This window comes from bacterium, from assembly GCA_035691305.1.
In the GTDB taxonomy this organism is placed as follows: domain Bacteria; phylum Sysuimicrobiota; class Sysuimicrobiia; order Sysuimicrobiales; family Segetimicrobiaceae; genus DASSJF01.
The window spans coordinates 56,294-80,137 of sequence record DASSJF010000026.1 but is presented as its reverse complement, the minus strand read 5'-3'; the positions used below and the strand labels follow the sequence as shown (position 1 = coordinate 80,137).

Below are 23,844 nucleotides of genomic sequence, written 5' to 3'. Positions count from 1 at the left end.
GCCGACGGGTTCAACCTCAGTGCACCGGTCGCAAGGGAGGACGTTCACGCGGACATCGCGGCCCCGCCACCGCCGGGAATTCGTTGGTTCAGCATTCCGACTCAGTTACGGGCTAAATGGACCAGTGTCAACGCGTCGTCGTCCACATCGACGCCCAAACCAGGGCCCGAGGGGACCATCATCGTGCCGCGATCGTACGTAAGGCCCCGAAACGGCTGACGCCGGACGCGGACGTACCCGTGCACTTCGAAATGCCGGGCCGCGCACGCTGCGCCGCAGTGCACCGCGGCGGCAGTCGCGAGCATGCCCTCGTCCATCTGACCGATCATGTACGGCTTGCCCGCGGCATCCGCCATGGCGGTCATCTCGAATAAGCGGGTAATGCCGCCCGCCTTCGCGAGTTTGAAGTGAAGGAGGTCCGCGGCATCGGCATCCAGCAGCCGCCGTAGCTCCGCGGGCCCCAAGACTGCCTCATCGGCCATCACGGGAACCGGGCTCTCCCGTGTGACGGCGGCGAGGCCCTCCAAGTCGGACGCCGGCACCGGCTGCTCGATCCACGCCAGCCGGTACGGCGCCCACCGGCGCAGGCGCCGGATCGCCTCATCGCGATCCCAAGCGCCGTTTGCGTCGGCCGCAAAGGTCACTGCTGCGCCGTCTGGCTCGCCGTCGATCGCCCGCCGCGCCGCCGCGAGACGCGCGTCGTCGGCGTCCGCACGGTCGCCGACCCGTACTTTCACGGTGCGAAAGCCGTCGTGGACGGCGTCGCGCGCCTGTGCGGCGATCTGTTCCGGTACCGCAAAGGGCAGGCTGATGTCGGTCGGGAGTTGGCGGCGACGTGCTCCGCCTAACAAATCGACGACCGGCACGCCGCGGGTGCGGGCCGCCGCGTCGTGGATCGCGATATCGAGCGCCGTTTTCGCCGGGGGATGCCCCGCCACGTCGGCGTCCATCCGATCCGCGGCCCCGGCGAAGCGATCGACCGGATACCCGAGCAGCGAACGGGAGAGCCGGATCGCCGCGTCAAGCACCTCGACCAGGGTGCTTCCGGTCGCATACGCGGCGTTGCCGCGGGCCTCTCCCCAGCCCGTCACACCGTTCGTGCATCGGACTCGAACGGCGATTTCCTCGAGCGCCCCGATTCGGCCGGCGGACGCGTGGCTGAACGGGACGATGAGCGGGAGGTCGACCCGGTAGATCGCGACCTCCGCGATGCGTATCACGAGGCGGCTGGGCCGATGAGCCGGTCGAGGACGCCGGCTGCCAATGCCGTCTTGGTGACGAGCGAAGGGACGTCGAGGTATTCCGCGACGCTGTGCGCGCCTCCGCCTTCCGGTCCCATCGCGTCGACGGTCGGCACGCCGGCCGCCGCGATGTTGTTGCCGTCCGATGCCCCGCCGGTCGAGGTCCAGCATACCGGAGTGTTTAGTTCGCGCCCCACCGCCTCGACGATGCCGATCACCCGTGCCGTCTCGGGGCCGGGTTCGAGGGGCGGGCGATGAAACTCTCCCTCGAGTGCCGCGACGGTACCCGCGACGTCGGGACGCGACGCGATTGCCCTCATGCCGGACAGAACTCGCTCCGCTTCCGCGGCCGTCGCGACCCGCGCGTCGATCGCCGCCTCCGCCTCCGCCGGGACAACGTACGCGTGGGTGCCGCCCGAGATCACGCCCACGTTCACAGTCGTCCCGGCGTCCGGCCGGGCCAATCCTTCGAGGTCCAGGCACTTGCGCACAAGCGCTCGAATGGCACTCGCGCCTTTCTCCGGTTCAGCCCCGGCATGTGCGGCCCGTCCCGTGACCCGCAGGTGGAAGATCCCGACACCCTTGCGCCGGAGCACGAGGGTGCCGCCAAGGCGTCCCGGTTCAAAGACCAGTGCGGCTACCGCTCCACGCGCCAGTTCGGGCCACCGGCCGCGCGACGACGGGGATCCCGGCTCTTCATCAGAATTGATCACAACCCGAATCGACCCTGCGAGCCGCGGCCGGTGTGCGAGGAGGGAGCGCACGGCATACAGCATGACGACGAGTCCGCCTTTCATGTCCACCACGCCGGGGCCGCGCAGCCGGCCGCCGTCGAGCACCACCGGCATGGCGTCTGTCGTTCCGGCGGCGTATACCGTGTCGGCGTGGCCGACCAGCAGAACACGGGGATGCTCGGCCCCCCGGCTATCCGCGATAAGGTGGTTGCCGTAGAGTGGCTCGGCAATCCGCCGGCATACGAGGCCGAGCCCTCGGTAGGCCTCTTCCAAAACGTCGATCACCGCGTCGACCCGTGCCTTGTCCCGCGTGGGGCTTTCCATCATGGCGAGGCGGCGCACGAGGTCGAGCATCTCGCCGCCCCTGGCCTCGGCTTCCGCGCGAAGAGCTTCCAGGTTGCGGTCCACCCAGCGCCCCGGCTACCGGACCGCCAGCGTTCGCGGGAACGACGTCAAGATTTCGACGCCGGTGTCGGTGACGGCGACCGTTTCGCTGACTCCAACGCCGAAGGCCCCGCTCTGCCGCATCGCGGGGACAAGATGAAGGACCATTCCCGGGCGCAGCGGCCGTTCGTCGTGGCGCTTCAGGTCGAAGATATGTCCCTCGCCCCAGCCGGGTCCAAATCCGACGCCGACACTGTAGCCGACGCGCTTGCGGAAGTTCGGCTCGTACCCGAAACGGTCGATCACGGACTGACACGCGGCCTGCACGTCCTGCGACCGCGCGCCGGGCCGGACGGCCTCGATGCTGGCGTCCAGGGCCGCGCGACACGCGTCGAACATCCGGCGGATCTCCGGCGCGGGTTCGCCCACGACGGCGGTCCGCATCAATGGCGCGGTGTACCGGTTCCAGACCGCGCCGATCTCGATGAGGACCGGGTCGCCCGGACGGAGGACGCGCCGCTGAAACGTCGTATGAGCGATCCCCGATTTCGGCCCCGAGGTGATGATCGGCTGGCTGCTGAAGAACTCGCCGCCCGCGGCGATCATCGCGGCGTAACAGGCCGCCGCCACGTCGTTCTCGGTCCGTCGTGCCGCGACGGCGTCCACGGCGGCGCGCATCCCCGCCTCCGTGCACCGCGCCGCCGACCGGACACACGCGAGTTCGCGCGGCGACTTGACAGCCCGTCCCGGCTCGACCAATCCCGAGGCATCTGCGAACGACGTCTCGAGCAGCGCTTCCACGCGCTCGTAACTGCGTACGGTGAAGAGGGGACTGGTGCGCTCGGCGCCGAGGCGGCGGCCGAGGAGTCCCGCTCGGGTCAGGGCGCGGCGGACCGCCTCCGCCGGCTCCTCGTGATCCTCGAACGTCTCGATGGTGCTGAGCCCGGTCGTGGCCTCGGCGACCGGCCGCTCCAAGAGGCGCACGACCAACCACGGCGCGCCACCGACGGGCACGACGAGGCATTGATAGTTGCTGAACGCCGCGGTGGCATACCCCGTGAGATAGAAAACGTTGGCCGGCGCAAACAGCAGGATCGCGTCGAGCCCGCGGGCCGCGATCCCCTCGCGCACCGCTCGTAGGCGCGCGTCGTACTCCTCGGCCGGGAACACGGCCCCCGCATTGTCGGCGGACATGGACACCTCCCGATGGCCGGACAGGCCGGCCCCTCAATAGCCGTGCACGTTGCTCGCGATACCCCGCATGCGCGTCCGGTCGGGGAACGCCGTGAGGTTGTGGGCGAAGATGCTGCTGGCCTGCTCGACGTAGTCGGTGCGATCGCCCCCGATGTGGGGCGTGATGATAAGATTCGGCGCACGCCACAGAGGATGGCTGGACGGCAGCGGCTCCTCGGCAAACACGTCCATCGCGGCTCCGGCGATGTCGCCGGCCCGCAGCGCCGTCGCGAGCTCTGCTTCGTCCACAATGCCGCCCCGCGCGACGTTGATGAGATACGCGGAGCGCTTCATCGCACGGAACGCGGGGCCGCCGATGAGCCCCCGGGTACGGTCGGTGAGCGGCAGCGTGACGACGACGTAGTCGGCCTCGCGGAGGACCTCGGGTAGTTCCTCGGGGCCGGCCACGCGGTCCACCTCTGCCGGCGCGGCGGGCTGCCGCCGCACGCCGATCACACGCATCCCGAAGTGCCGGGCATGCGATACCACGCACATCCCCACGTGCCCCAACCCGAGGACGGCGCAGGTCTGCGTCGACAACAGCCCGACGGGGTGCTTCCGCCACGCCGCCGCGCGTTGGGACTCGTACAGCCGAGGCATGCCCCAAAAGAGGGACAGCATCAGGGTGGCGGCGAGGCCGGCCGCGTTCTCCGCCTGGAGGCCCTTGGTGGTGGTAACGAGCACGCCCGGCCGCTCGCGGAGAAAGTCGAGCAACTGGTCGATTCCTGCGCTTGTCGTTTGGATCCAGCGGAGGCACGACAGGCGCGCCATCAGCCCGCCCGGCGGCTTCCAGGTGAGGAGTACATCCACGGTCTCCAGTGGTTCGCGGTTCAGGTCCGAGCCCGTGAGGTCGTCGAGCGGCATGTGTGCCGCAAGCGCCCGCGCGTACTCGTCGCACAGCGGGTGGCTGATCAGGACGCGCAGCGCCGTCCGGGACGGCGGAAGCAGCCGCACCAGGCGGTAGGGCCGGACGGTCACTCGCGGTAGGCGTCCATCAGGACGCGTATCGTCTTCTCGTTATGCTGCTGGATGAACGCGCGCGCTTCGTCGGCTCGCCCCTCCCGCAGCAGCTGATATAATTGGCGGTGCTCCGCTGTGGACTCGACGGCGCGCGCCGGCTGCGCCAGATACGCGCGCCGGTAGCGTTCGCTGAGGTCCCACAGGCCGTCGATCACGCGTTGCAGCACCGGATTGCCCGAGGCGTGATAGATCGTGGAGTGGAACATCCGATTGCTCGCCAGAAACCCGTCGATGTCTCGGGCGGCGACTTGCCTTTCGGTCGCGTCCAAGATCCGCTCCAGTTCCGCCAGGACGTCCGGGGTCATTTTTCGGGCGGCGAGCTCGACCGCGACGCCCTCGAGCTGATGCCGGACGAAATACAGATCCTGCATTTGCCGCGCCGAGATCGGCGCCACCACGGCACCGCGGTGCGGCGTCAGCGCGATGAGGCCTTCGCTGTCGAGACGTTCGAGCGCGGTGCGGATCGGGATGCGGCTAATCCCGAGTCGCCGTGCGGCGGCGGTCAGGTCAATCAGGCTGCCGGGCGCCAACTCTCCTTCCAGGATCCACCGCTTGAGCACACGGAACGCGTGCTCGCTTGCCGTCCGGTACTTGATCTCGCTCGCCGGCGCACTGGTCATACGTCCTCCCGAGTGGCTGATATGCTGGTCGCCGCGGTCGAAGGAAGCACCGTGCACTGCCGGAAAGGTGACCACATCTCATTCATGGAAATGTGATGTCCCGTGGAGCCCTTGATCATCATAGCGAGTGAGCCCAACATCGATCGTGAGAACCATCCGTTTGTGACAACGCCTACGCCCGACGAATTGGAGCGCGAGATCGACTATCTCGCCCGCGAGGCGGTGGATGCGGCGGCGGCCGGCGCCGCCATCGTCCACATGCACGGGATCTCCGTCTACGACCCCAAGGCGAGCTACGGCGTGCCGGGGCCCGTGGAGATCGAAGCGACCGCGGAACTCTTCCGCCGGATCGCATCGAAGACGGCGGCAATTCGGGAATACGCGAAAGGCTCCATGCCGCTCAACATCCGCACCGAGGTGGCGCGCCGCATGGGGTCCGGCAAGTTCGAGACCGGCAACGTCGTGATGAGCGACGTGGACTTCGCCGACCGCAAGCAGCACATGATGTGGAGCCGCGACCGCATCCGCGAATCCCTGCAGTGGAATCTCGACATGGGTGTGCTGCCGGAGCTCGAGGTGTTTCAGGTCGGCGCCACCTGGAACGTCCGTTGGGCGGCCGCCGCGGGTCTGCTGCCGGCGCCCATCTGGGTGAACCTCCTGTGCGAAGCGCCGGGGTTCAACTGGGCCCCGGGCACGATCGAGTCGATTCGGCACCGCGCCGCGTACCTGCCCGCGGGATCGCTGTACCAAACGACAATCTACACGGCGCCGCGCGTGCCGTTCGCGGTTGAGGACGCCAACGCCCTGCTCTTGCAGGTAATCGCGTCCGGCGCGCACGTACGGATCGGGAAGGAAGACCGCGCATGGCTTCGGCCCGGCCAGCGGGTACAGAGCAACGCGGAGCTCGTCGAGCTCGTCGTCTGGATGGCGGACCGGCTGGGCCGTCCCATCGCGACGCCCGACCAGGCGCGCACTCTGTTGGGGATTCCAAGGCCGAACTTCTAGCGGCGGCCGCGCGCGCATTATTTCCGTCCGCCCACCGGGTTGCGCAGCGTGCCGAGCTTTTCGATCGTCGCCTCGACGACGTCGCCGGGCTGGAGGTAGCGCTTCTCGGCCGTTCCCACGCCCGCGGGCGTGCCGGTCGCGATGATGTCGCCGGGCTCCAACGTCGTGAGATGCGAGAAGAACGACACGATTTCGTCGCAGCCGAATATCATCTGCCCTGTCGACGCTGCCTGCCGGCGCGTCTCGTTGACGGACAACGACAGGCAAAGCGCGTGCGGATCGGCAACCTCATCGGCGGTGGCGATGAACGGACCGAACGGCGAGAACGTGTCGAACCATTTGCCGGCGAGCCAGTCGAAGAACCGATCCCGCTCGCGCGGTGCGCGTCCCGCGGCGATCGTGAGCGACCGTGCCGAAATGTCGTTGAACACCGCGTAGCCCGCGACGTACGCGAGTGCGCCGTCCGTCGGAACGGCGGTGGCCCGGCGGCCCATCACGATTGCCAGTTCCGCCTCGTAGTCGAGCGTCGTGCTCCAGCGCGGAAACCGGATCGGCTCGTCCGGCCCGATCACGCTGTTCGAGGGCTTCATGAACGGCCGGATCGTCATTTCGTGCTTCGCCGGCACGGCCATCCTGGACTCGATCAGATGATCCGCGTAATTGCCCGCGACGGCGAGGACCTTGCGGGGGCGAGGCAGCGGTGCGAGGAGTCGCGCCTGTGTCACCGGTACGACGGTCAGGTCGCGTTCGCCGGCATGGGCCGTTGCGCGCGCCGCAAGGCGCACGCCTTCATCCCCCAGATCGAGCAGGCCCAGGATATCGGAGGGGAGCGGCGTCCCGTAGGCTTCTCCGGCGGCGGCCACATCGACGATCTTGCCGCCGTCATAAAGGGCACCCGCCCGAGGTCCGGTGGAGGAGGTCAGATACGTCACCAGCTTCATGCGGATTCGCCGCCCACGATGGGCATGGTCGGGCAGGAGTTCCAGTCGCGGCGCTTTACAGAAGTACTGCTCCTCATACGCTCCTCTCAGATCGCCCCGCAGTGGACCCGGGGGAATTCGACTCGAGCCGCGGTTGACTTCATATGGTGTATTAATCATACTCAATATACGATTTAGTACGCAACGCACTCGCCAGAGGCTCCCTACAGGTATGTTTTTGCATCTTGATTGTGCGCATTGGGACCCCGAGTCACCCGTCGATGCATTTCCGCGGCGACAGGCTGGCGAACGCGCGGATTCCGGTCGTGAGCAACCGATGGAAGATCGCCGCCGTTGCATAGACCGAAGTCCAATTTCGGGTGGGAGGAGACGCGAACTATGAGTTTACACAGGCAAGCAGGAACTCGCGTCGGGACGCCGCTGTCGCGGCGCCAATTTCTTCACCGCGGCGCGGTGGCCGGCGCGGCCCTGGCGGCGTTCGGGGGGCTCGGCGTCCGGAGCGCGCGCGCCGCCTCGGGAGGCACTGTCGTCGTCCGCACACCGGGCGGGTCCGTCGAGGACACATACCGCAAGGCGATCTGGGAGCCCTTCACTGCGGCGACCGGCATTCAGGTCGAGAATTACACGGCCAACGCGGCCAAAGTGGAGGCGATGATTCAGTCCGGGCGGATCGGCCTGGACGTGCTCGACATCGCGGAGAGTCTTGCGCTGCTTCTGCAGCATCGCGGATCTCTCGCGCCGCTCCCCGCGTCGACGTTTCGCCTGACCGATGCGCACGATCTGCAGATCATGACGGACCGGTACGCGGGTGAATACACATACTCGGCCGTCATCGGGTACAATACGAACGCCTTTCCGACCAAGCCGCCGAGCAGTTACGCGGACGTGTGGAACGTCGCCGACTTTCACGGTCCGCGGACCCTCGAAGACCTGTCCGTCGACGTCGGCGTGCTCGAAGGCGCGCTGCTCGCCGACGGCGCGCCGACGAGCAAGCTCTACCCGCTCGACGTGGACCGGGCGTTCCGGAAGCTGCGGGAGATCCGCAAGGATGTCGTCAAATTCTGGACCAGCGCGGCCGTGCCCGCCGAGATGCTCACGAACAAGGACGCCGTTATCGGCACGATTCCCGCGAACCGGGCCATCGTGTTGCAGAAGGCCGGCGCCCCCGTCGGCTTCACCTGGAACCAGGCCGCCATCGAGTCCCAGGTTCTGTGCGTCCTCAAGGGCGCGCCGAACCTCGAGAACGCCTACAAGTACATCGACTTTGCGCTGCAGCCGAAGCAGCAGGCCGCGATCGCCCAGATGGCCGGCTTTGGTCCGCTCAACCGCAAAGCCTTCAACTACCTGACGCCGGCGCAGACGAGAGATCTGCCGACGAGCCCGCTGCACCTCAGGGAAGGCTTCTTTATCAACATGCAGTGGTGGTTCGACAACCGGCCCGAGGTTCTGAAGCGCTGGCAGTCCTTCATGCTCGGGGGGTAGTCGACGCTGCCGGCGGTCCGTTCGTCGCGCGCGCGTCCGGCGTCCCGGCCGGCGACAGGCGGCATGCGGGCTAAAGGGGCGCGCATTGTTCTTGCGGGCCTGACCAAGCTCTACGGGGACGCCGCCGCGGTGCGCGACCTCAACCTCGACATCGCCGCCGGGGAATTTCTGACGCTCCTCGGACCGAGCGGTTCGGGAAAGACGACGACACTCATGATGATCGCCGGCTTCGTGTCCCCGGAGCGCGGCGAGATCTTCATCGACGAGACTCCCGTGACCTGGCTGCCGGCGCAGCGGCGGGGGATCGGCATGGTGTTTCAAAACTACGCCCTGTTCCCCCACATGACGGTCGTGGAGAATATCGCGTTCCCGCTGCAGATGCGAGGCGTCTCCCGGTCCGAAATCCGAGCGAGGACGCGCGACATCCTCGAATTGGTGCAACTGCCCGGATATGAAAGCCGTTACCCGCGGCACCTCTCCGGCGGACAGCAGCAGCGCGTCGCGCTGGCGCGCGCGCTCGTGTTCGAGCCGCGCGTCCTGCTCCTGGATGAGCCGTTGAGCGCGCTCGACAAGAAGCTGCGCGATCAGATCCGCATCGAGTTGAAGCACATCCACGAGCGCCTCAAGATTACGTTCATCTACGTGACCCACGACCAGGAGGAAGCGCTCATCATGTCGGATCGCGTCGCCGTGATGAACGGCGGTCGGATCGCGCAACTCGGCGCCCCGCGGGACCTGTATGACGATCCGGCGGATGCGTTTGTCGCGCAGTTCATCGGCGAGACCAATCTGCTGCGGGGTGTCGTCGACGGGATCTCCGGCGGCCTCCTGGTCGTCCGGCATGCCGGCGGCGCCACGTTTCGGGCGGCGCAGGGGACGACGGACGCGCGCGCCGGCCGATCGTTGCTTATGTCAATCCGGCCTGAGCACCTACGTTTGCGCCCGGAGGTGTCGGACGCCGGGTCCGTGGGCGGCGTGGCGGATGTCTCGAGCGCCGGCCTCGACGGCGAGTTCAACGCTTGGCGCGGCCGCGTCGAAGAGGCTCTGTACGTCGGTGACGCCGTGAAGTACAAGATCGCGGCGAACGGCGAAGTGCTGCTCGTGAAGCAGCACGGCGGCGACACGGCTCGCCGTCCGGTTCCGGGCGACACCGTGATCGTCATGTGGGCGCCGGCGCACACCAAGATTCTGGTCGAGCCGGCATGAACGCTCGGCTGCCGTCGTTCGCCGGGGCCGCCGAACGCCGGCCCGTTGGCGACCCGCCCGCCGGCGCCGTTCCGCGGCGCGGGCCCGAACGGCGCTGGCGAACGGCGGCGCTGGTCCTGCCGGCGCTCGGCTTCCTCGCCGTCTTCTTCGTCTACCCGATGGCGGGCATCCTTGTCAGGAGCTTCACCGGATCCCAGGGTTTCACGCTGGGCAATTATGTTTCCGCCATCAGGGATCCGGCCTATCCGAGAATCTTCGGGCTGACGTTCCAAATCGCGTTTACGGTTACCGTGGCCACGCTCGTCCTGGCCTACCCGTTGGCCTACAAGCTCTCGACCGTGTCGGGACCCGTTGCCGCCGTTCTGATGGCGCTGCTCTTGGTGCCGTTCTTCACCGACCTACTCGTTCGCATGTTCTCCTGGATGGTAATCCTCGGCCGCGACGGCCTCGTGAATCTGGTGTTGTCCAATCTCGGCGCCGGTCCGGTGCGGCTGCTCTACGGTCGCGCCGGCGTGCTGATCGGCATGACCTACGCGCTGCTGCCATATATGACGCTGACGCTCTACAGTGTCATGCGCGGGATCGACCGCAGCCTGCTGCAGGCGGCCAACAATCTCGGCGCCAGCGAATGGCAGGCCTTCCGGCGGGTATTTCTGCCGTTGAGCCTGCCCGGCGTGTTCGGCGGCAGCTTGCTCGTCTTTGTGCTTGCGCTGGGCTACTTTGTTACGCCGCGGCTGATGGGCGGTCCGCACGACCAGATGATCGCCATGGTGATCGAGAACCAGGTGGAGATGTCGCTCGACGTCAACTTTGCCTCGAGCTTGGCGGTGCTGCTGCTCGTGCTGGCCATCGGCGGGTTCGTGGTGTACGACCGGATCGTCGGCCTGCGGTCCCTCTTTGAGAGCAAGGTGTGATGGCGGCCTCGGTCGGCGCGCGGCGCGGACGCCGGTCGCCGTTGTCGGGCGCGTTTGCGACGGTTGCGGCTTTCGACATCATCTTTCTGATCGTCCCGATCCTGTTTATCATCCCGTTATCCCTGACCTCGGCCGGCTACCTGGTATTTCCGCCGCCCGGACTGTCGCTGCGCTGGTATCATGAATTTCTCGGCAGACCGGAGTGGATGGCATCCCTGCTCTTCAGCGCGGAGATGAGCGCGGCGGCGACCGTGCTGACCGTCGTGCTGGGTTTGGCCGCGTCGATCGCCTTGGTGAGGGCGCGCTTTCCCGGCAAGACGGCGGTCTATACGATCGTCCTCGCACCGATGATCGTGCCGTCGGTGATCACCGCCATCGCCGTATACCTGTTTCTCGCACGCCTCAACCTGGTGGGCGGTGTTCCCGGCATGGCGCTCGGGCTGACCGTGGTGACGCTTCCGCTGTTTATCATCATCGCCTCGGCGACCCTTCAGGGCGTCGACGAGAGGCTGGAGCAGGCCGCCGTCGGATTGGGCGCGGACCCGGTCGTGGCGTTTCTGCGTGTGACGCTGCCGTTGATTGCGCCCGGGGTGATCTCCGGCGCTTTGTTCGCGTTCCTCACCGCGTTCGACGACCTGCTGATTCCGCTGCTGCTCTCCGGCACGAACACGCTGCCGCTGGCGGTCCGGATCTGGACGAATCTCCTCACGCAACTCGACCCCACCATCGCGGCTGTCAGTGCCTTCTTGACGGTCGTGGCCGTGTTCGTCCTCAGTGCGTCCGCCCTGTTGCGCCGGGCTCCCCGCTAATCACGGCGTGACGCCGCACGTCCGCAGCGCGGCCAGTGCGTAGACGCGGGCGGCGGCGAAGAGATCGGCGAGGGCCACGCGCTCATCCGGCATCGTGTTGAACTTGCCCCCCGGTCCGTAGACCACGCCCAGCATGCCGCCGCGTTCGGCGAGATGCGCGGCGTCGGTGCCGTAGAACTTGTACGGCGGCACGTCGCCGATCGTCGGCTCGGTCCCCCGCACCAGCCGGTGAAGCCGCCTCACCTCTTGCACGAACGGATGCCGGGGGTCCACCTCGAAGGGGCCCATCGCCTGCTTCTGCGTCGTCGCGACCAGCGAGGCGGTCGCCTTGAGCCGCGGATGGTGGGCGCGCAGCCGGTCGAGCATCGCCTGGATGTCCGCCACGGCGCCCGCGGGCGTCTGTCCGGGGGCGTAGCGGCCCGCCACTCTGATCATGCAGTGGTCCGGCAGCGATGGCGTGCGCCACTCCAGGAACTCGTCGCCCATCCCACCGCGAATGACCCCCACGTTGATCCGCTGCAGCCCACGGTAGTCTTCACGCGTAGCACCGGAGAAGCCGAGGCCGTTGAGGGCGCCGATGACGTCGCAGGCCATCTCGATCGCGTTGACGCCCTCCTCCATTTTCGAGAGGTGGCGAGTCTCGCCGTAGACGTGGATCTCGGCGTCGTACGCGCCGGCGTGCAGGGTCAGGAGCGACAGGTCCGTGGGTTCCCCGACGATGAAGTGGTCGGCCCGGACGCCCTGGTCGAGCATGTGCACGGTGCCGACGCCGCCCTGCAACTCGCCGATCACCAGCGCGACGATCAGATCGCCCGCCAGGCGAACCCCCGCGTCCACAAGGGCGTTAGCCGCTTCGATCATGGCGGCGTCCGCCGCCTTCATGTTGGACACGCCGATGCCGAAGATGTGGCCGTCCTCGACGTCCCCCGCCCACGGATCGTGCGTCCAGCCGAGTCCCGCCATGTTGGTGTCGATGTGCCCGTTCAGCATGAACCGGGCGCGGCGGGGCTCCGGTCCGCCGGCCGTACCGCGCAGCGTGGCGATCGTGTTGAGCCGGTCCGCCGCGACTTCCTGGTGTGTCACCGTCAGCCCCAACCGGGTCAGGTAGGCGCCAAGCCAACGGGCGAGCGCCCCCTCGCCGGGAGTGTTACTGTAGCTCTTCTGGCGCACCATGTCCTGCAGCAGCCGCGTGAGGCGGCCGTCGTCCACCGCCCCCAGGACGCGCTGCTCGACGGCGCTCGTATCGCTCATCGTTAGCCTCACCCCTGTCCGGTGCGTTGATACGGCAGCGTTACCAACCGCCGTAGGCGGTCCATCCGCCGTCGACCATGATCGTGCTGCCGGTGACGTACGCGGCGGAGTCCGTCGCGAGGAACAGCGCCGTTTGTGCGACCTCCTCGACACGCCCGAACCGGCCGAGCGGTGTGCGTCGCCGGATGTCGTCCGCAGGGTAGACGCCGGCGGCGACGCGCTCTTCCATGTTCTTCGTCCAAATGTAACCGGGGTCGATGCAGACCACGCGAATGTTGTGGCGTGCCCATTCCAGGGCGAGCACCTTTGTAAGCCCGAGCAGTCCATGCTTCGCCGCGGCATAGGCGGCCCGGCCCGGCAGGGCCACATGGCCCAGGATCGAGCCGACGTTGATGATCACGCCGCTTGCCCTTGGGATCATCGCCGCTGCCGCCGCCTGTGCGCAAAAGAACGGACCGCCTAAGTCGGTGTCGATGATCCGCCGCCACTCCTCGGCCGCCAAGACCGCAGAGTCCTCGATGCTACCTATGCCCGCGCTGTTGACGAGGATGTCAATGTGTCCCCACTTCCGAATAGCGGCGCCAACGATTGCCTCCGCCTCCGAACGATGCTGCACGTCCCCGGGGGCGGGCAGCGCATAGTATCCTTTGGCGACGAGTTCTTCCGCCGTCCGGGCTGCGGTCTCCGGCGAGCGCGAATTCACGGCGATGCGTGCGCCGTGCTGCGCGTAGAGCTCCGCTATCGCCCGTCCGATGCCGGAGCAGCCACCAGTAATGACCGCCACCCGCCCGGAAAGCGCGCCCGCTTCCTGAGCGCCGGTCACCAGATCCCCTCGGCCTTCCAGCGCCGCAGCGTTGCGACGGTCTTCGCGAATCCGTCACCGATCGGGGTGCGGCTCCGCACCCCGATTTCGTGCTCCAGCGGCGTCGTGTCGTATTTCCAAGCGAGCCCCATGGCGCCCGGGGCAGTCCCGAGGCGAGCTTGCGGCAGCATGGACTTCAAGAGGGCGATGGAGTCGCGCATCGAGAGGGCGTCCCCCGTGGTGTTGAAGACCCGCGTCTCGGTCCGCGGAGCTTCGCATGCCCGGACGACGAGTTCGGCCATGTCCTCGACGTACTGCCAGTTCATCATGTCGTCGCCGTACGGCGCTGTGTACGGCTCGCCGAGCAGCGCCTTTTCGAACAGCTCGTAGCCGAACGGCCGGCCGCGCCGTTTGCCAGGGCCGTACCCCTGGCAAAACCGAAGACCGATCGTATCGACGTTGAACTCCCGCCAATAGCGCTCCGCAAACCGCTCGTTGGCCGACTTGCAGATGCCGTAGAGCGTTTCGGGATAGTGGGGTGCGTCGTTCGGGACCACCGTGTCCGGGCCGCCGAAGTGGCGCGGATTACCGAACACGCTCGGCGCGCTGGCCCATACCACACGGCGGGCGCCCAGGAGGCGCGCTCCATCCAGCGCGTTGATATGGCCCTGAACCATCTGTTGGAGGCTCGTCGTAGCGTCGCGCTCGGTCTCCGGCGGCAGCGGCGACGCGAGGTGGACGATGACGTCGACGGTGCCGTGCTTCGCCGCGCCCAGCAGTTCCGCCAGTGAGCGAACGTCGCCTCGTACGACCGCGACCCGCCGATCGGCCTCCGGCGCGATGAGGCTCAGCGTCCGAAGATCCGGTGCGAGGTCGAACGCCACGACGGAGTGTCCCGTCCGAACCAGATCGCGCACGACATAGCAGCCCAGGAAACCCGTTCCGCCCGTTACGAGGTACACATCATGCCTCCGCGCCGGCGCCGAGCCTTCCGGTCACGCTCCTCGCTTCGCGCGGCGCCGCGGGCACGCCTTTAGGGACGCGGGACCGGCGCGTTGGCCGCGTGGCGCGGATGCTCTCCACGGAGCACCCGCCGGATGTCTTCGCCTAGGATGCGCGCGATACGTGCGAGCGCCTCGTGCGTTGCGCCCGCGATGTGCGGGGTGGCAAAGATGAGGGGATGGCGGGGCAACGGGTGCCCGGGAGGCAGCGGCTCCTGCGCGAAGACGTCGAGGCATGCTGCGGCGAGCCGGTGCTCGTCAAGTGCCGCAACGAGCGCCGCTTCGTCGATGATCTCGCCCCGTGCGACGTTCACGATGACGGCGGCGGGCCGCATGCGCCCGAGGATCTCCTTCGAGACGAGTCCTATGGTCTCGGGGCGAAACGGCACCGCGATCACCAGATAGTCTACCGCGCCCGCCAGGTCGGGGAGCGGCAGCGAGGGGTAGGGACAATCCCGCAGGCTACCGTGTGCCGCCACCAGTACCTCCATGCCGAATGCGCTGGCGAGCCCTGCGACGCGGGACCCGATCGCGCCGAAGCCGACGATGCCCATGCGCCTGCCGGACAGCTCGTAGCCTTCGGCCCGCGCTACCTGCCACGTCGCCGACTTGAGCGTCGCGGCTGCCTGATCGAGTCTGCGCCGGGCCAGGAGCGACACCGACATCACGTATTCCGCCACCGAAACCGCGTTGCCGCCCGGGGCCACGGTCACGTAGACGCCTTGTTCGGTCGCGGCCGGCACGGCGACCGCGCCCGTGCCGACGCCGTGCACCGCCACGATCTTGAGGTTCGGCGCCGATTCGATGACCTCACGGGGCACCTGGCCGACGCGGAACACGACCGCATCAGCATGGGCCGTCGCCGCGCACAATTCGGCGAGTACCTCGGGCGCCAGCTGTCCGGAGCGCAGCGCGTGTTCAGGCGCGAGCGTGAGCCGAACCGGCTCTCCCACCGCCGTCCGGAGCGTCTCTTCGGCCACCATCGACGACGGCGTAGCAAACAACACAATCTCGTACATTCACCAGCCTCCGCGGAGTGAACTGCCGGAAGATTTTCGGCCGTGTGCTCGATTTCTTCGTACACGTCGAGGCAACGGCGTTCAGGGAGGGTACGGCAGGCCGCTTCAGCGTCGGAAGTCCGCCCGTGGATGGAGGCCGATCCGCACGGCTTCGCCGAGCTGGCTGATCGCAAACACCGTCAGAAAGATCGCCGTCATCGGGGCCAGTGCCAGCCACGGCGCATCGGAGAGATACTGAAAGCTCTCGCGAAGCATGCGGCCCCAACTCGGATTTGGCGGCTGGACGCCCAAACCGAGGAAACTGAGCGTGGCCTCCGCCAGGATTATTCCGGAGAGCCCGACGACAGACCGAACGATCAGTACATCAACCGTTTGTGGCAGCACGTGGCAGCGTAGGATACGGCCTGTGGTCGCGCCGATACCTCTGGCGGCGACGATAAATTCGTCCTCACGGATCGAGAGAACGCGGCTGCGAACTAGCCGCGCGTAGCCCGGGACCACCGCCAGCGCGAGCGCGACGGCGATGCTCCCCGGACGATCAGGGCCGAGGGCGGCGACCACCGCAAGCGCCAACACGATGCTGGGAAACACGTACAATACGTCAACGAGACGCATTACGATCTCGTCGATCGACGAACCGCCCCAGTAGCCCGCCACAAGTCCCAGCGTTGTCCCGACGGCAAGGGCCAGTACCATCGCAGTACCCGCGACCCACAGAGTGGTGCGAGCTCCGTAGGTAATTTGGCTGAAAATATCCCGTCCCAGGGCGTCGGTACCGGCCAGGTGAGCACCGCTCGGCGGGAGCAACGTTTCCGACGCCCGAATCGCGAGCGGATCGAAGGGTGCGAGTAGCCGCGGCACCACCGCGGCTGCGACCAACCAGCACGCCACGGCCGCGGCGGATAACCCCCCGGGTGTCAGGATGAGGCTTCGCACTCGGCCGAGCCAACGGCGCTTCATCGGTTTACCCATAACGAATCCGAGGGTCGACCAGCCCGTAGAGCACGTCGACAATCAGACTGCTTATACACACGACAAAGGTCAGCATGACGATGACGCCTTGGATCACGGGGTAATCCCGGCCGAGGACCGCCGTGCTGAACAGGCGACCGATGCCCGGATTGCCAAACACCGTTTCTACAGCGACGACGCCGCCGAACATCGCCGCGATGTTCTGCCCGACGATCGTCAGGGTCGGCAGAATTGCGTTCCGGAGCACGTGCCTGTATGATACGGCACGCTCGGCCAACCCCTTGGCCCGCGCGACGCGCACGAAATCGGCGTCCAGCGTTTCAAGAAAAGCCGAACGGACGTAACGGGCCCATGCCGCCGCGTACCACGTCGCCAGGCTCATGACCGGCAGAACCATGCCCGCCAGATTATGTCCCAGCCCGTAACGCAGCGGGACATATCCGCTGCTCGGCAGCCAGTGCAGCATTACGCTGAACAGATAGATGAGCAGGATTCCCAGGCAGAAGTCCGGGAGACACAGGGCCGCGATCGTAGAGGCCGAGGCGAGTCGGCCGAACCCGCGAGGCACGAGGGCCATGTAAACGCCCGCGGGAATCGCGACGGCGACCGCGACACCGGCGCCGAGGCCCGCGAGTTCAAGCGTGGCGGGCAGCCGGCTCAAGATAACCGCGCGCACATTGAGCGGGTACTGAAATGAACGCCCGAAGTCACCGCGCGCGACGTGACGCAGCCAGTCCACGTACTGAACGATGAGCGGCCGGTCCAGGTGGAGATCCTTTCGCAGCGCGTCCGCCTGCGCGGCCGATCCTTCGCGGCCCATGATGTAGAGCGCGGGATCGCCCCCGACCGCCAGTTGCATCAAAGCGAAGATCGCGGCGCTTGCCAAGAGCAACGTAGGGACGATAATCAGCGCTCGGGTGACGACGTACCGGCGCATCTACGGCTGCAGCCAGACCCTCGCCACGCGGGGCACCATGTCAAACCCCCACTGGTAGCCCTGAACGTTTTCTTTCATGAGCGCGTAGCCCGGTGACGCGTAGTAGATTACGTAGGGCGCATCGTCCATAACCAGACGCTCGATCTGCCTGTAGAGCGCTGCGCGTTTCGACATGTCATTGATCGATGACGCTTCATCCAAAAGCGCGTCGACCTGCGGATTGTGGTAGTGCGTTGTATTTGAGTTGCCTTTCGTTGAATGGAACAAGATGTTCGCGAGACCGTGCGGATCCACCCGCGGCGTCCATCGGGTCGGCCCGGAGAAGGGGATCAGACCCTGCTCCTGCTGCGGGTAGAAATCAGTTTCGGATGCCAACTGAATTCTAACCTTCAGCCCGATCGCCTGGAGTTGCGCCTGGATAAGCTCGCCCACCTGGGCGTCGGAGGCCTGCATTGATAACGTCAGCTGTGCGGGACTCCCGAGATACCCGGATTCGCGAAGCTTTGCGGCGGCCAGCGCCGGATTATATGTAATCCCTCGATAGGCCGGATCGGCCCACCATCCTTCGAGCGAATACTTGGCGGCGGGGATCCCGAGGCCGCGATAGATGGTCTTGAGAATTTGGTCGCGGTTGATGGCGTAAGCGATCGCTTGGCGCAGGCTGCGATTATCGTACGGCGGCCGATCGACCCGCATCTGCAGCGACTCCCACTGGTAGCTCCGGCTCGGCATCGCCTTCAAACCACGCTGTCCCTGAACGGTGAGAACCTCGGGGCCGCCGGTTATGAGGTCGCCCGAGCCGGTGCTCGCGATGAGATCGAGTTCGCCGCTGCGCAGGCGCGCGACGGACGCGGCCCGTTCCGGAATGTCAAAGAAGGTGATACCGTCCGACTTGATGGCACCGCGGTTCCAGTAGGCGTTGTTGCGCTCCACGGCCACGCGGCTGCCTGGAATCCATTCAACGAACTTGAAAGGACCCGTGCCCGTCGGGTGGAGAGCGAAGTCCCTTCCGTACTTCTTCACCGCCGCGGGCGACACCATCTGCCCGGGGCGCTCCGTGAGATCGGAGAAGAGCGCCGGGTAAGGCCGCGTCAGGTAGATCCGAACGGTCGCGGCGTCGACGACCTGGACGCCCTGGATGATGCCCTCGAATTTCTGACGATGGTCGGATCCAGTGGCGGGATCGAGTACGCGTTCGATGTTCCACCTGACTACGGAGGCGTCAAAGGGCGTGCCGTCTTGGAACGTGACGCCGCGTCGCAGATGAAAAGTAATGACCTTGCCGGTGGAGCCGATGTCCCATGATGTCGCAAGCACCGGAACAAGCCGTCCGTCTTTGTCAGAATCGATCAGGGGCTCGTAGATGGTCGCGATCACGATCCGGTCGTCGAACCGGGCACGGATGTGCGGGTCCAGACTGCGGCCTTGGCCGCCGCGCGCGACCCGTAACACACCGCCCTGCGCATCGACCGCCGTGGCGCCTGCTGGGCCGCAAATGACGGCGGCGACGATGAGCGCACACACAAGGCGAAGACGTTCCCCCCAACTGCAGCCACCCGCCATTGAAACACCTCCGAACACGCCCGTAACATTTGTCCTGGACCGTCTATGTTGATTGGTGGTACGACATCCCGCCGCCTCGCCTCCTGCGGGCACCGCGCAGGAAAATCACCTGCCGTCGCGGATGTCTGTAGAACATATGGCGACGTCTATAACAAATGTTACGGCGCGCCATGAAGACGGCGACACCGCGCTACTGGCGCGCATCGCCTGGTACTATCATCGCGACGGGAAGACGCAGGAGGCGATAGGCCGGCTGCTTGGGATGAGCCGCCAGCGCGTGATGCGGGCGCTGCGGCGCGCGCAGCAGCGTGCCGTGCTCGAGATCCGGATCAACCATGCATCGACGCCGCTGCTCGAACTCGGCAGCGGCCTGAAGCGGCGGTTCGGGCTTGCCGACGCGGTCGTCGTGCGAGCGCCGGCTGAAGCGGCGGCCGCCGAGGTGGGCTCAGCGGCGGCCGACTACCTGGCGCACGTCCTGCGCGCCGGGGACGTGTTGGGGACGTCTTGGGGATCCACGCTGCACGCCGTGGCGCAATATCTGCCGCGGCGGCCGATCCGAGGACTGACCGTTGTTGTGCTCAACGGAGCGCTGGCCAAGGGTCCGGTGGATATGAATGCCTTCGATCTGGCCGGCACAACCGCCGAGCGGTTGGGCGGCCGGGCACTGTTTCTCCTGGTGCCGACGATCGTCGACTCTCCGGCGCTCTGCCGCGCGATCGCGTCCGACCGTACCATCAGCGAGGTGCTCAAAGCGGGCCGCCGGGCAACCAAGGCGATTTTCGGCATCGGCGCCGCGTCGGATCGCGCGGCGATGGTTCGGGTGGGGATGCTGCGGCCGGCGTTGATGGCGCGTCTGCGGGCGCGCGGAGCGGTCGGGGATATCCTGGGGCGGTTCATCGACGTTGAGGGACGGCCGTTGAAAGAAGACCCGTACCCCCGGACCGTGGGGCTCGATCTCGACGAGTTGCGGCGGATACCGATGAAGATCTGTGTGGTTCACGGTGCCGCCAAAGTACCGGCTCTGCTCGGCGCGTTGCGCGGAGGCTACATCGACGCGCTCATTACCGACGAAGGAACCGCACGCGTTGCGCTGGATCGTGACGCACGGGCCGCGGCGGTGTCGCCGGGCGCACGCGCAAGTAACGCGGCAACCGCCGGGGACATGCGCGGTCCGTGACTAAGCCGTTGGAGACCGCGTCGGCCGCATTGGCTCGGATCAGCGCCGCGCCGGTGCCTGACGACGCTGCCGCCGCGGCGGCCGACCGGGTGGCCGATTGTCTCGCCCTGTGTCTTGCCGCCCGGAACCGGGCCGAGGTGGCCGCGGTTCGGGGGCATGTGGAGGAAATGAGCGGTACTCGAACGTCGGCCGCCGTCGGCGGATTCCGGGTTCCTGCCGTCTTCGCCGCATTCGTGAACGGGACCGCGGCCCATGCGCTCGGGCTGGATGATTTTCACGCTCCGACCGACATGCATCCGATGGCCGTGGTCGTGCCGGCGGCGCTTGCGGCCGCCGAGGCGGTGGCTGCCTCGGGGCCGGAATTGCTGCGCGCCGTGCTGGTCGGGTACGAAATCGCCTGCCGTTTGGGACGCACCTCCGTGGTGGGAACGATGTACCGCCGCGGGTTTCATCCGACGTCGGTGTTCGGCACCGTGGCCGCCGCGGCGGCGGCGGCCACGGTGCTGGGCCTCACCGCTCCGCAGCAGGCCCACGCGATGGCGATCGCAGCCACGCGCGCGGCCGGTCTCGTGCACTTCGGACCCGCCGCGACGACTAAACCGCTCCAGGCCGGCTGGGCCGCGTCGGCGGGCGTCGGCGCGGCCTTGTTGGCCCGGCGCGATCTCCAGGGCCCGGCCGATATGTTGGAAGCGCCGGGTGGTCTGCTGTGGGCGGTTGCGGGTGAGGCCGCTTATGACACGGCCCCGCTCTTCGCGCCGCTGAGCCGCTGGACGGTTCACGACGTAGCCTACAAGCCGTATGCACACAGCACCGATTTCCATTCAGCGGTGGACACCGCGATCGACCTCGTCCGGGAACACCGGATCGCTCCCCAAGACATCGAACACATCGATGTTACCCTTCCTCCGGCCATGGCGGCGGTTTTGGCCGCGTCCTTCGACCGCCAGCGCCGGCCCGCTGGCACCCGGGAGGCGCAGCGGAGTCTGCCATTCTCGTTGGGCGCCGCTCTGTTGAAGGCACCTGACGTTCCTTCTTCCGACACGTTCTACGAGGCGTTCGCCCCCGATCGGCTGGCCGACCCTGGTGTGTTGCGTCTGGCCGCGCTGGTCGGCATCGGCCCCGAGGCGGCCGCAGGCGGCTCTCCCGCGTCCCGGTCTTCCGCGTCTGTGTCGATCGTAACGCGCGATGGGCGCACAGTTGTTGGACGAAGGCGCGCGCATCGCGGCAGCCCGGAAAGCCCGTTCACACGCACGGAGTTTGTCATGCGCAACGTCGGGCTGGCGACACCGCGGTCGGACATCGTCGCGTTGAGCGGGCGGCTTCCGTCGATGACGAACGTCACAGAGCTGGCCGACGTGCTGCTAGAGCCGATGCAGTGGGCGGGGGAGAGACCGAATGGCGGACGGTGACGGAATTCGAGAACAGTGGGCGCGCGCGCGGTGCCTCATGGAACCGCGCGGCATCGACGCGCTGCTGGTGACGGAAAAGTACAACTACTGGCTGTTCACCGGTCATCGGAGCGAGCAGTTCGACGGCCGGCAGCGTCCCATGATCATGATCCTGCCGCTGCGGGCGGAGCCCTGCATGATCGTATACGGCCGCGATGAACCTCAGGTCCGCGCGACCGCACCGGTGACCAACATCAGAACCTACATCGACGTGCCGTTTCCGCTTGAACTGATTCCGCAAGCGTTGCGCGAGCTTGGCCTCAGCCGCGCGAATCTCGGATGTGAGATCGGTGAGTTTCAGCGGCTCGGCATCTCGTACAATGATTTCCTGGCCGTCCAGCGGGCGCTGCCGTCGATGACCATCGTAGACGCGAGCGCCGTTTTCAACCACATTCGCATGGTGAAGGCGGCCTGGGAGGTGGACCGGATGCGTGCCGCGTGCCGCATGGCTACGGAAGCTTGGGCCAGGACGTTGGCGCGGCTCGAGCCCGGTATGGATGTTGCCCGGGCGCAACGGATCTTTGAGGGCGAGATGCTCGACACCGGCGGTCAACTCGGGCACATGGAGTTCGGACTCGAGGGCCATGCGTTCCGTCACACTTACCGCCGTGGCGACTGGCTGTGGTGTGACTTCGGCCTGACCTACGAAGGCTACCGGTCGGATCTCGCGCGGATGGCCGTGTTCGGGCCGCCGAGCGATCAGCAAAAGCGCGAGTTCGCGATGATCTGGGAACTTACCCACAACCTGATCAAACGGATCGGGCCGGGTGTCCGTTGCTGCGACCTGGCTCGCCAGACGAGCGAGGACATGGTGCGCCTTGGTCTGCCGCCGCTTGACGCGAATAAGCGGGTGGGCCACGGGTTTGGGGTTGCTTCCGATCCGCCTTCGATCAGCCTGGTGGACGAGACAGTGCTGGAGCCGGGGATGATTCTGACGCCCGAGCCGAGGTTTATGAGCGCCTCGGGCCAGCGAATCCACATCGAGGAAGATGTGGTAGTGACCGAGTCGGGCGGCGAGCTGTTATCGCGCGGCGCGGAAGTGCTCAGCATCATCGGAGCGGGCCGGTGACCGCGGCCGTTTCCAGTCCACTCTATGTCCCGCTCGCGCACACGCGCCGGCTGTTGTCTGTGCGCGACGCGCTTCACGTGACGGAAGAGGTCTTCGCCATGCACGCGCGCGGCGAGATCACCATGTGCGAGCCGCCGCGCTTCACGATCCACGGTCGCACGCAGCCGATATACTCGCACGTGAAGGGTTGTGTGCTCGAGTCGATTCCCATCCTCGGTGTTCGTATTGTCGCCTACGTCGTCAATCCCGACGGCTCGGGGACAAGTGCCCCGCAGTCGACCCGCTTGGTCCTGCTGACCGATCCGCGGACGGGCGTCCTGCTCGCGATGGTGGACGAACATTGGAATTACTCCATCCGCACGACGGCCGCCGCCGTAGTCGGCGCCAAACATCTGGCCCGTCCCAATACTCGGGTGGTCGCGATCGTCGGCGCCGGCAATCTCGCCCGCACGGGCCTGCTCGCGCTTCGCGAGACCTTTCCGCTCACCGTGGTGCGGGTCTCATCCCGTCGCCCCGAGTCGGCCGTGCGCTTCGCGGCGGAGATGAGCGGCGAGATCGGGCTGGTCGTCGAACGGTGCGATACGGTTCGGGAGGCGTGCGAAGGCGCCGATCTTATCTTTGTGGCGACGACGGCCGGCACGCCGCTCGTGATGCGTGACTGGGTGGCGCCGGGCGCCTGTGTAGTGACCGTGGGGAACGACGAGATCGACCACCGACTGTACGGCAGCGCCGACAAGGTTGTGGCCGATGAGGTGGACGATGTCGCGGCCTTGTTACGTCCGGTCGTGCAGGCCGGATTGATGCCTGAGGGCGGCATCTACGGCGCGATTTGGGAAGTCGTCGCAGGGTGCAAACCTGGTCGCGAACGGCCAGAGGAGCGCATCGTCATCAAGACGGTTGGTTTGGTATCCCAAGACGTTGCCGTCGCGCATCACGTGTACCGCAAGGCGGTGGGTGCGGGCCTGGGGTTTCCGTTGGCCATCTAGAGTTTATTGTGCGAAGGAGCGACGGGGGGA

22 protein-coding genes are annotated in these 23,844 nt (G+C 66.9%); 9 read left to right on the top strand and 13 right to left on the bottom strand.

The annotated features are described in order from the left end of the window. Window positions 1-101 precede the first annotated feature (101 nt). Genes VFL28_04520 through VFL28_04500 form a run of 5 tightly spaced genes read right to left on the bottom strand, consistent with a single transcriptional unit; the run spans window position 102 to window position 5,307 of the window. Window positions 102-1,220 (bottom strand): enolase C-terminal domain-like protein, encoded by a 1,119-nt coding sequence (locus tag VFL28_04520; GenBank protein HET7263910.1) that lies wholly within the window; start codon window positions 1,218-1,220, stop codon window positions 102-104. Then, window positions 1,217-2,383 carry a M20 family metallopeptidase gene (locus VFL28_04515; GenBank protein ID HET7263909.1) on the bottom strand — a complete coding sequence of 389 codons (1,167 nt, stop codon included), beginning with the start codon at window positions 2,381-2,383 and terminating at the stop codon, window positions 1,217-1,219. The genes VFL28_04520 and VFL28_04515 overlap by 4 nt, the downstream gene beginning before the upstream one ends. Window positions 2,384-2,395: 12 nt before the next feature. Next, complete coding sequence (locus tag VFL28_04510) at window positions 2,396-3,553, bottom strand: Xaa-Pro peptidase family protein (protein HET7263908.1); 1,158 nt, start codon at window positions 3,551-3,553, stop codon at window positions 2,396-2,398. 33 nt (window positions 3,554-3,586) lie between these two features. Further along, window positions 3,587-4,570 (bottom strand): D-2-hydroxyacid dehydrogenase, encoded by a 984-nt coding sequence (locus tag VFL28_04505; protein HET7263907.1) that lies wholly within the window; start codon window positions 4,568-4,570, stop codon window positions 3,587-3,589. Next, the gene (locus VFL28_04500) at window positions 4,567-5,307 is read right to left on the bottom strand and encodes a GntR family transcriptional regulator (protein ID HET7263906.1); all 741 of its coding nucleotides are present in this window, start codon (window positions 5,305-5,307) and stop codon (window positions 4,567-4,569) included. Before VFL28_04500 ends, VFL28_04505 begins: the two co-directional genes overlap by 4 nt. A gap of 87 nt (window positions 5,308-5,394) precedes the next feature. Here VFL28_04500 and VFL28_04495 point away from each other — a divergent pair, with 87 nt between their 5' ends. Beyond that, window positions 5,395-6,237 (top strand): 3-keto-5-aminohexanoate cleavage protein, encoded by an 843-nt coding sequence (locus VFL28_04495; protein ID HET7263905.1) that lies wholly within the window; start codon window positions 5,395-5,397, stop codon window positions 6,235-6,237. Between the two features lie 17 nt (window positions 6,238-6,254). On the opposite strand, the gene VFL28_04490 is transcribed toward VFL28_04495, so the two are convergent. Continuing rightward, the gene (locus VFL28_04490) at window positions 6,255-7,367 is read right to left on the bottom strand and encodes a fumarylacetoacetate hydrolase family protein (GenBank protein ID HET7263904.1); all 1,113 of its coding nucleotides are present in this window, start codon (window positions 7,365-7,367) and stop codon (window positions 6,255-6,257) included. Between the two features lie 189 nt (window positions 7,368-7,556). On the opposite strand from VFL28_04490, the gene VFL28_04485 reads away from it, so the two are divergent. From VFL28_04485 to VFL28_04470, 4 genes are all read left to right on the top strand, one after another. Next, complete coding sequence (locus VFL28_04485) at window positions 7,557-8,660, top strand: ABC transporter substrate-binding protein (protein ID HET7263903.1); 1,104 nt, start codon at window positions 7,557-7,559, stop codon at window positions 8,658-8,660. 63 nt (window positions 8,661-8,723) lie between these two features. Beyond that, a complete protein-coding gene (locus VFL28_04480) occupies window positions 8,724-9,866 on the top strand; it encodes an ABC transporter ATP-binding protein (protein HET7263902.1) in 1,143 nt (380 codons plus the stop codon). Then, complete coding sequence (locus VFL28_04475) at window positions 9,863-10,780, top strand: ABC transporter permease (protein ID HET7263901.1); 918 nt, start codon at window positions 9,863-9,865, stop codon at window positions 10,778-10,780. Before VFL28_04480 ends, VFL28_04475 begins: the two co-directional genes overlap by 4 nt. Then, a complete protein-coding gene (locus tag VFL28_04470) occupies window positions 10,780-11,589 on the top strand; it encodes an ABC transporter permease (protein HET7263900.1) in 810 nt (269 codons plus the stop codon). The genes VFL28_04475 and VFL28_04470 overlap by 1 nt, the downstream gene beginning before the upstream one ends. Here the strand turns inward: VFL28_04470 and VFL28_04465 are convergent, their stop codons facing one another. From VFL28_04465 to VFL28_04435, 7 genes are all read right to left on the bottom strand, one after another. Continuing rightward, on the bottom strand, window positions 11,590-12,840 hold the full coding sequence (locus tag VFL28_04465; protein ID HET7263899.1) for a M20/M25/M40 family metallo-hydrolase: 1,251 nt from the start codon (window positions 12,838-12,840) through the stop codon (window positions 11,590-11,592). A gap of 40 nt (window positions 12,841-12,880) precedes the next feature. Continuing rightward, complete coding sequence (locus tag VFL28_04460; GenBank protein HET7263898.1) at window positions 12,881-13,663, bottom strand: glucose 1-dehydrogenase; 783 nt, start codon at window positions 13,661-13,663, stop codon at window positions 12,881-12,883. Further along, window positions 13,660-14,604, bottom strand: a complete 945-nt coding sequence (locus VFL28_04455; protein HET7263897.1) for an NAD(P)-dependent oxidoreductase — start codon at window positions 14,602-14,604, stop codon at window positions 13,660-13,662. The genes VFL28_04460 and VFL28_04455 overlap by 4 nt, the downstream gene beginning before the upstream one ends. A 71-nt stretch (window positions 14,605-14,675) precedes the next feature. Then, window positions 14,676-15,662, bottom strand: coding sequence for an NAD(P)-dependent oxidoreductase (locus VFL28_04450; protein HET7263896.1), 987 nt, complete (start codon window positions 15,660-15,662; stop codon window positions 14,676-14,678). 105 nt (window positions 15,663-15,767) lie between these two features. Continuing rightward, window positions 15,768-16,622, bottom strand: a complete 855-nt coding sequence (locus VFL28_04445; GenBank protein HET7263895.1) for an ABC transporter permease — start codon at window positions 16,620-16,622, stop codon at window positions 15,768-15,770. Between the two features lie 4 nt (window positions 16,623-16,626). Beyond that, entirely contained in the window at window positions 16,627-17,571 is a 945-nt protein-coding gene (locus tag VFL28_04440; GenBank protein ID HET7263894.1) for an ABC transporter permease, read from the bottom strand. After that, a complete protein-coding gene (locus tag VFL28_04435; protein ID HET7263893.1) occupies window positions 17,572-19,134 on the bottom strand; it encodes an ABC transporter substrate-binding protein in 1,563 nt (520 codons plus the stop codon). A gap of 136 nt (window positions 19,135-19,270) precedes the next feature. Here VFL28_04435 and VFL28_04430 point away from each other — a divergent pair, with 136 nt between their 5' ends. Genes VFL28_04430 through VFL28_04415 form a run of 4 tightly spaced genes read left to right on the top strand, consistent with a single transcriptional unit; the run spans window position 19,271 to window position 23,814 of the window. Beyond that, window positions 19,271-20,311, top strand: coding sequence for a sugar-binding domain-containing protein (locus VFL28_04430; protein ID HET7263892.1), 1,041 nt, complete (start codon window positions 19,271-19,273; stop codon window positions 20,309-20,311). Beyond that, window positions 20,308-21,720, top strand: a complete 1,413-nt coding sequence (locus VFL28_04425) for an MmgE/PrpD family protein (GenBank protein HET7263891.1) — start codon at window positions 20,308-20,310, stop codon at window positions 21,718-21,720. The genes VFL28_04430 and VFL28_04425 overlap by 4 nt, the downstream gene beginning before the upstream one ends. Beyond that, the gene (locus tag VFL28_04420; protein HET7263890.1) at window positions 21,707-22,828 is read left to right on the top strand and encodes a Xaa-Pro peptidase family protein; all 1,122 of its coding nucleotides are present in this window, start codon (window positions 21,707-21,709) and stop codon (window positions 22,826-22,828) included. Before VFL28_04425 ends, VFL28_04420 begins: the two co-directional genes overlap by 14 nt. After that, entirely contained in the window at window positions 22,825-23,814 is a 990-nt protein-coding gene (locus tag VFL28_04415; protein ID HET7263889.1) for an ornithine cyclodeaminase family protein, read from the top strand. Before VFL28_04420 ends, VFL28_04415 begins: the two co-directional genes overlap by 4 nt. Window positions 23,815-23,844: the final 30 nt, after the last annotated feature.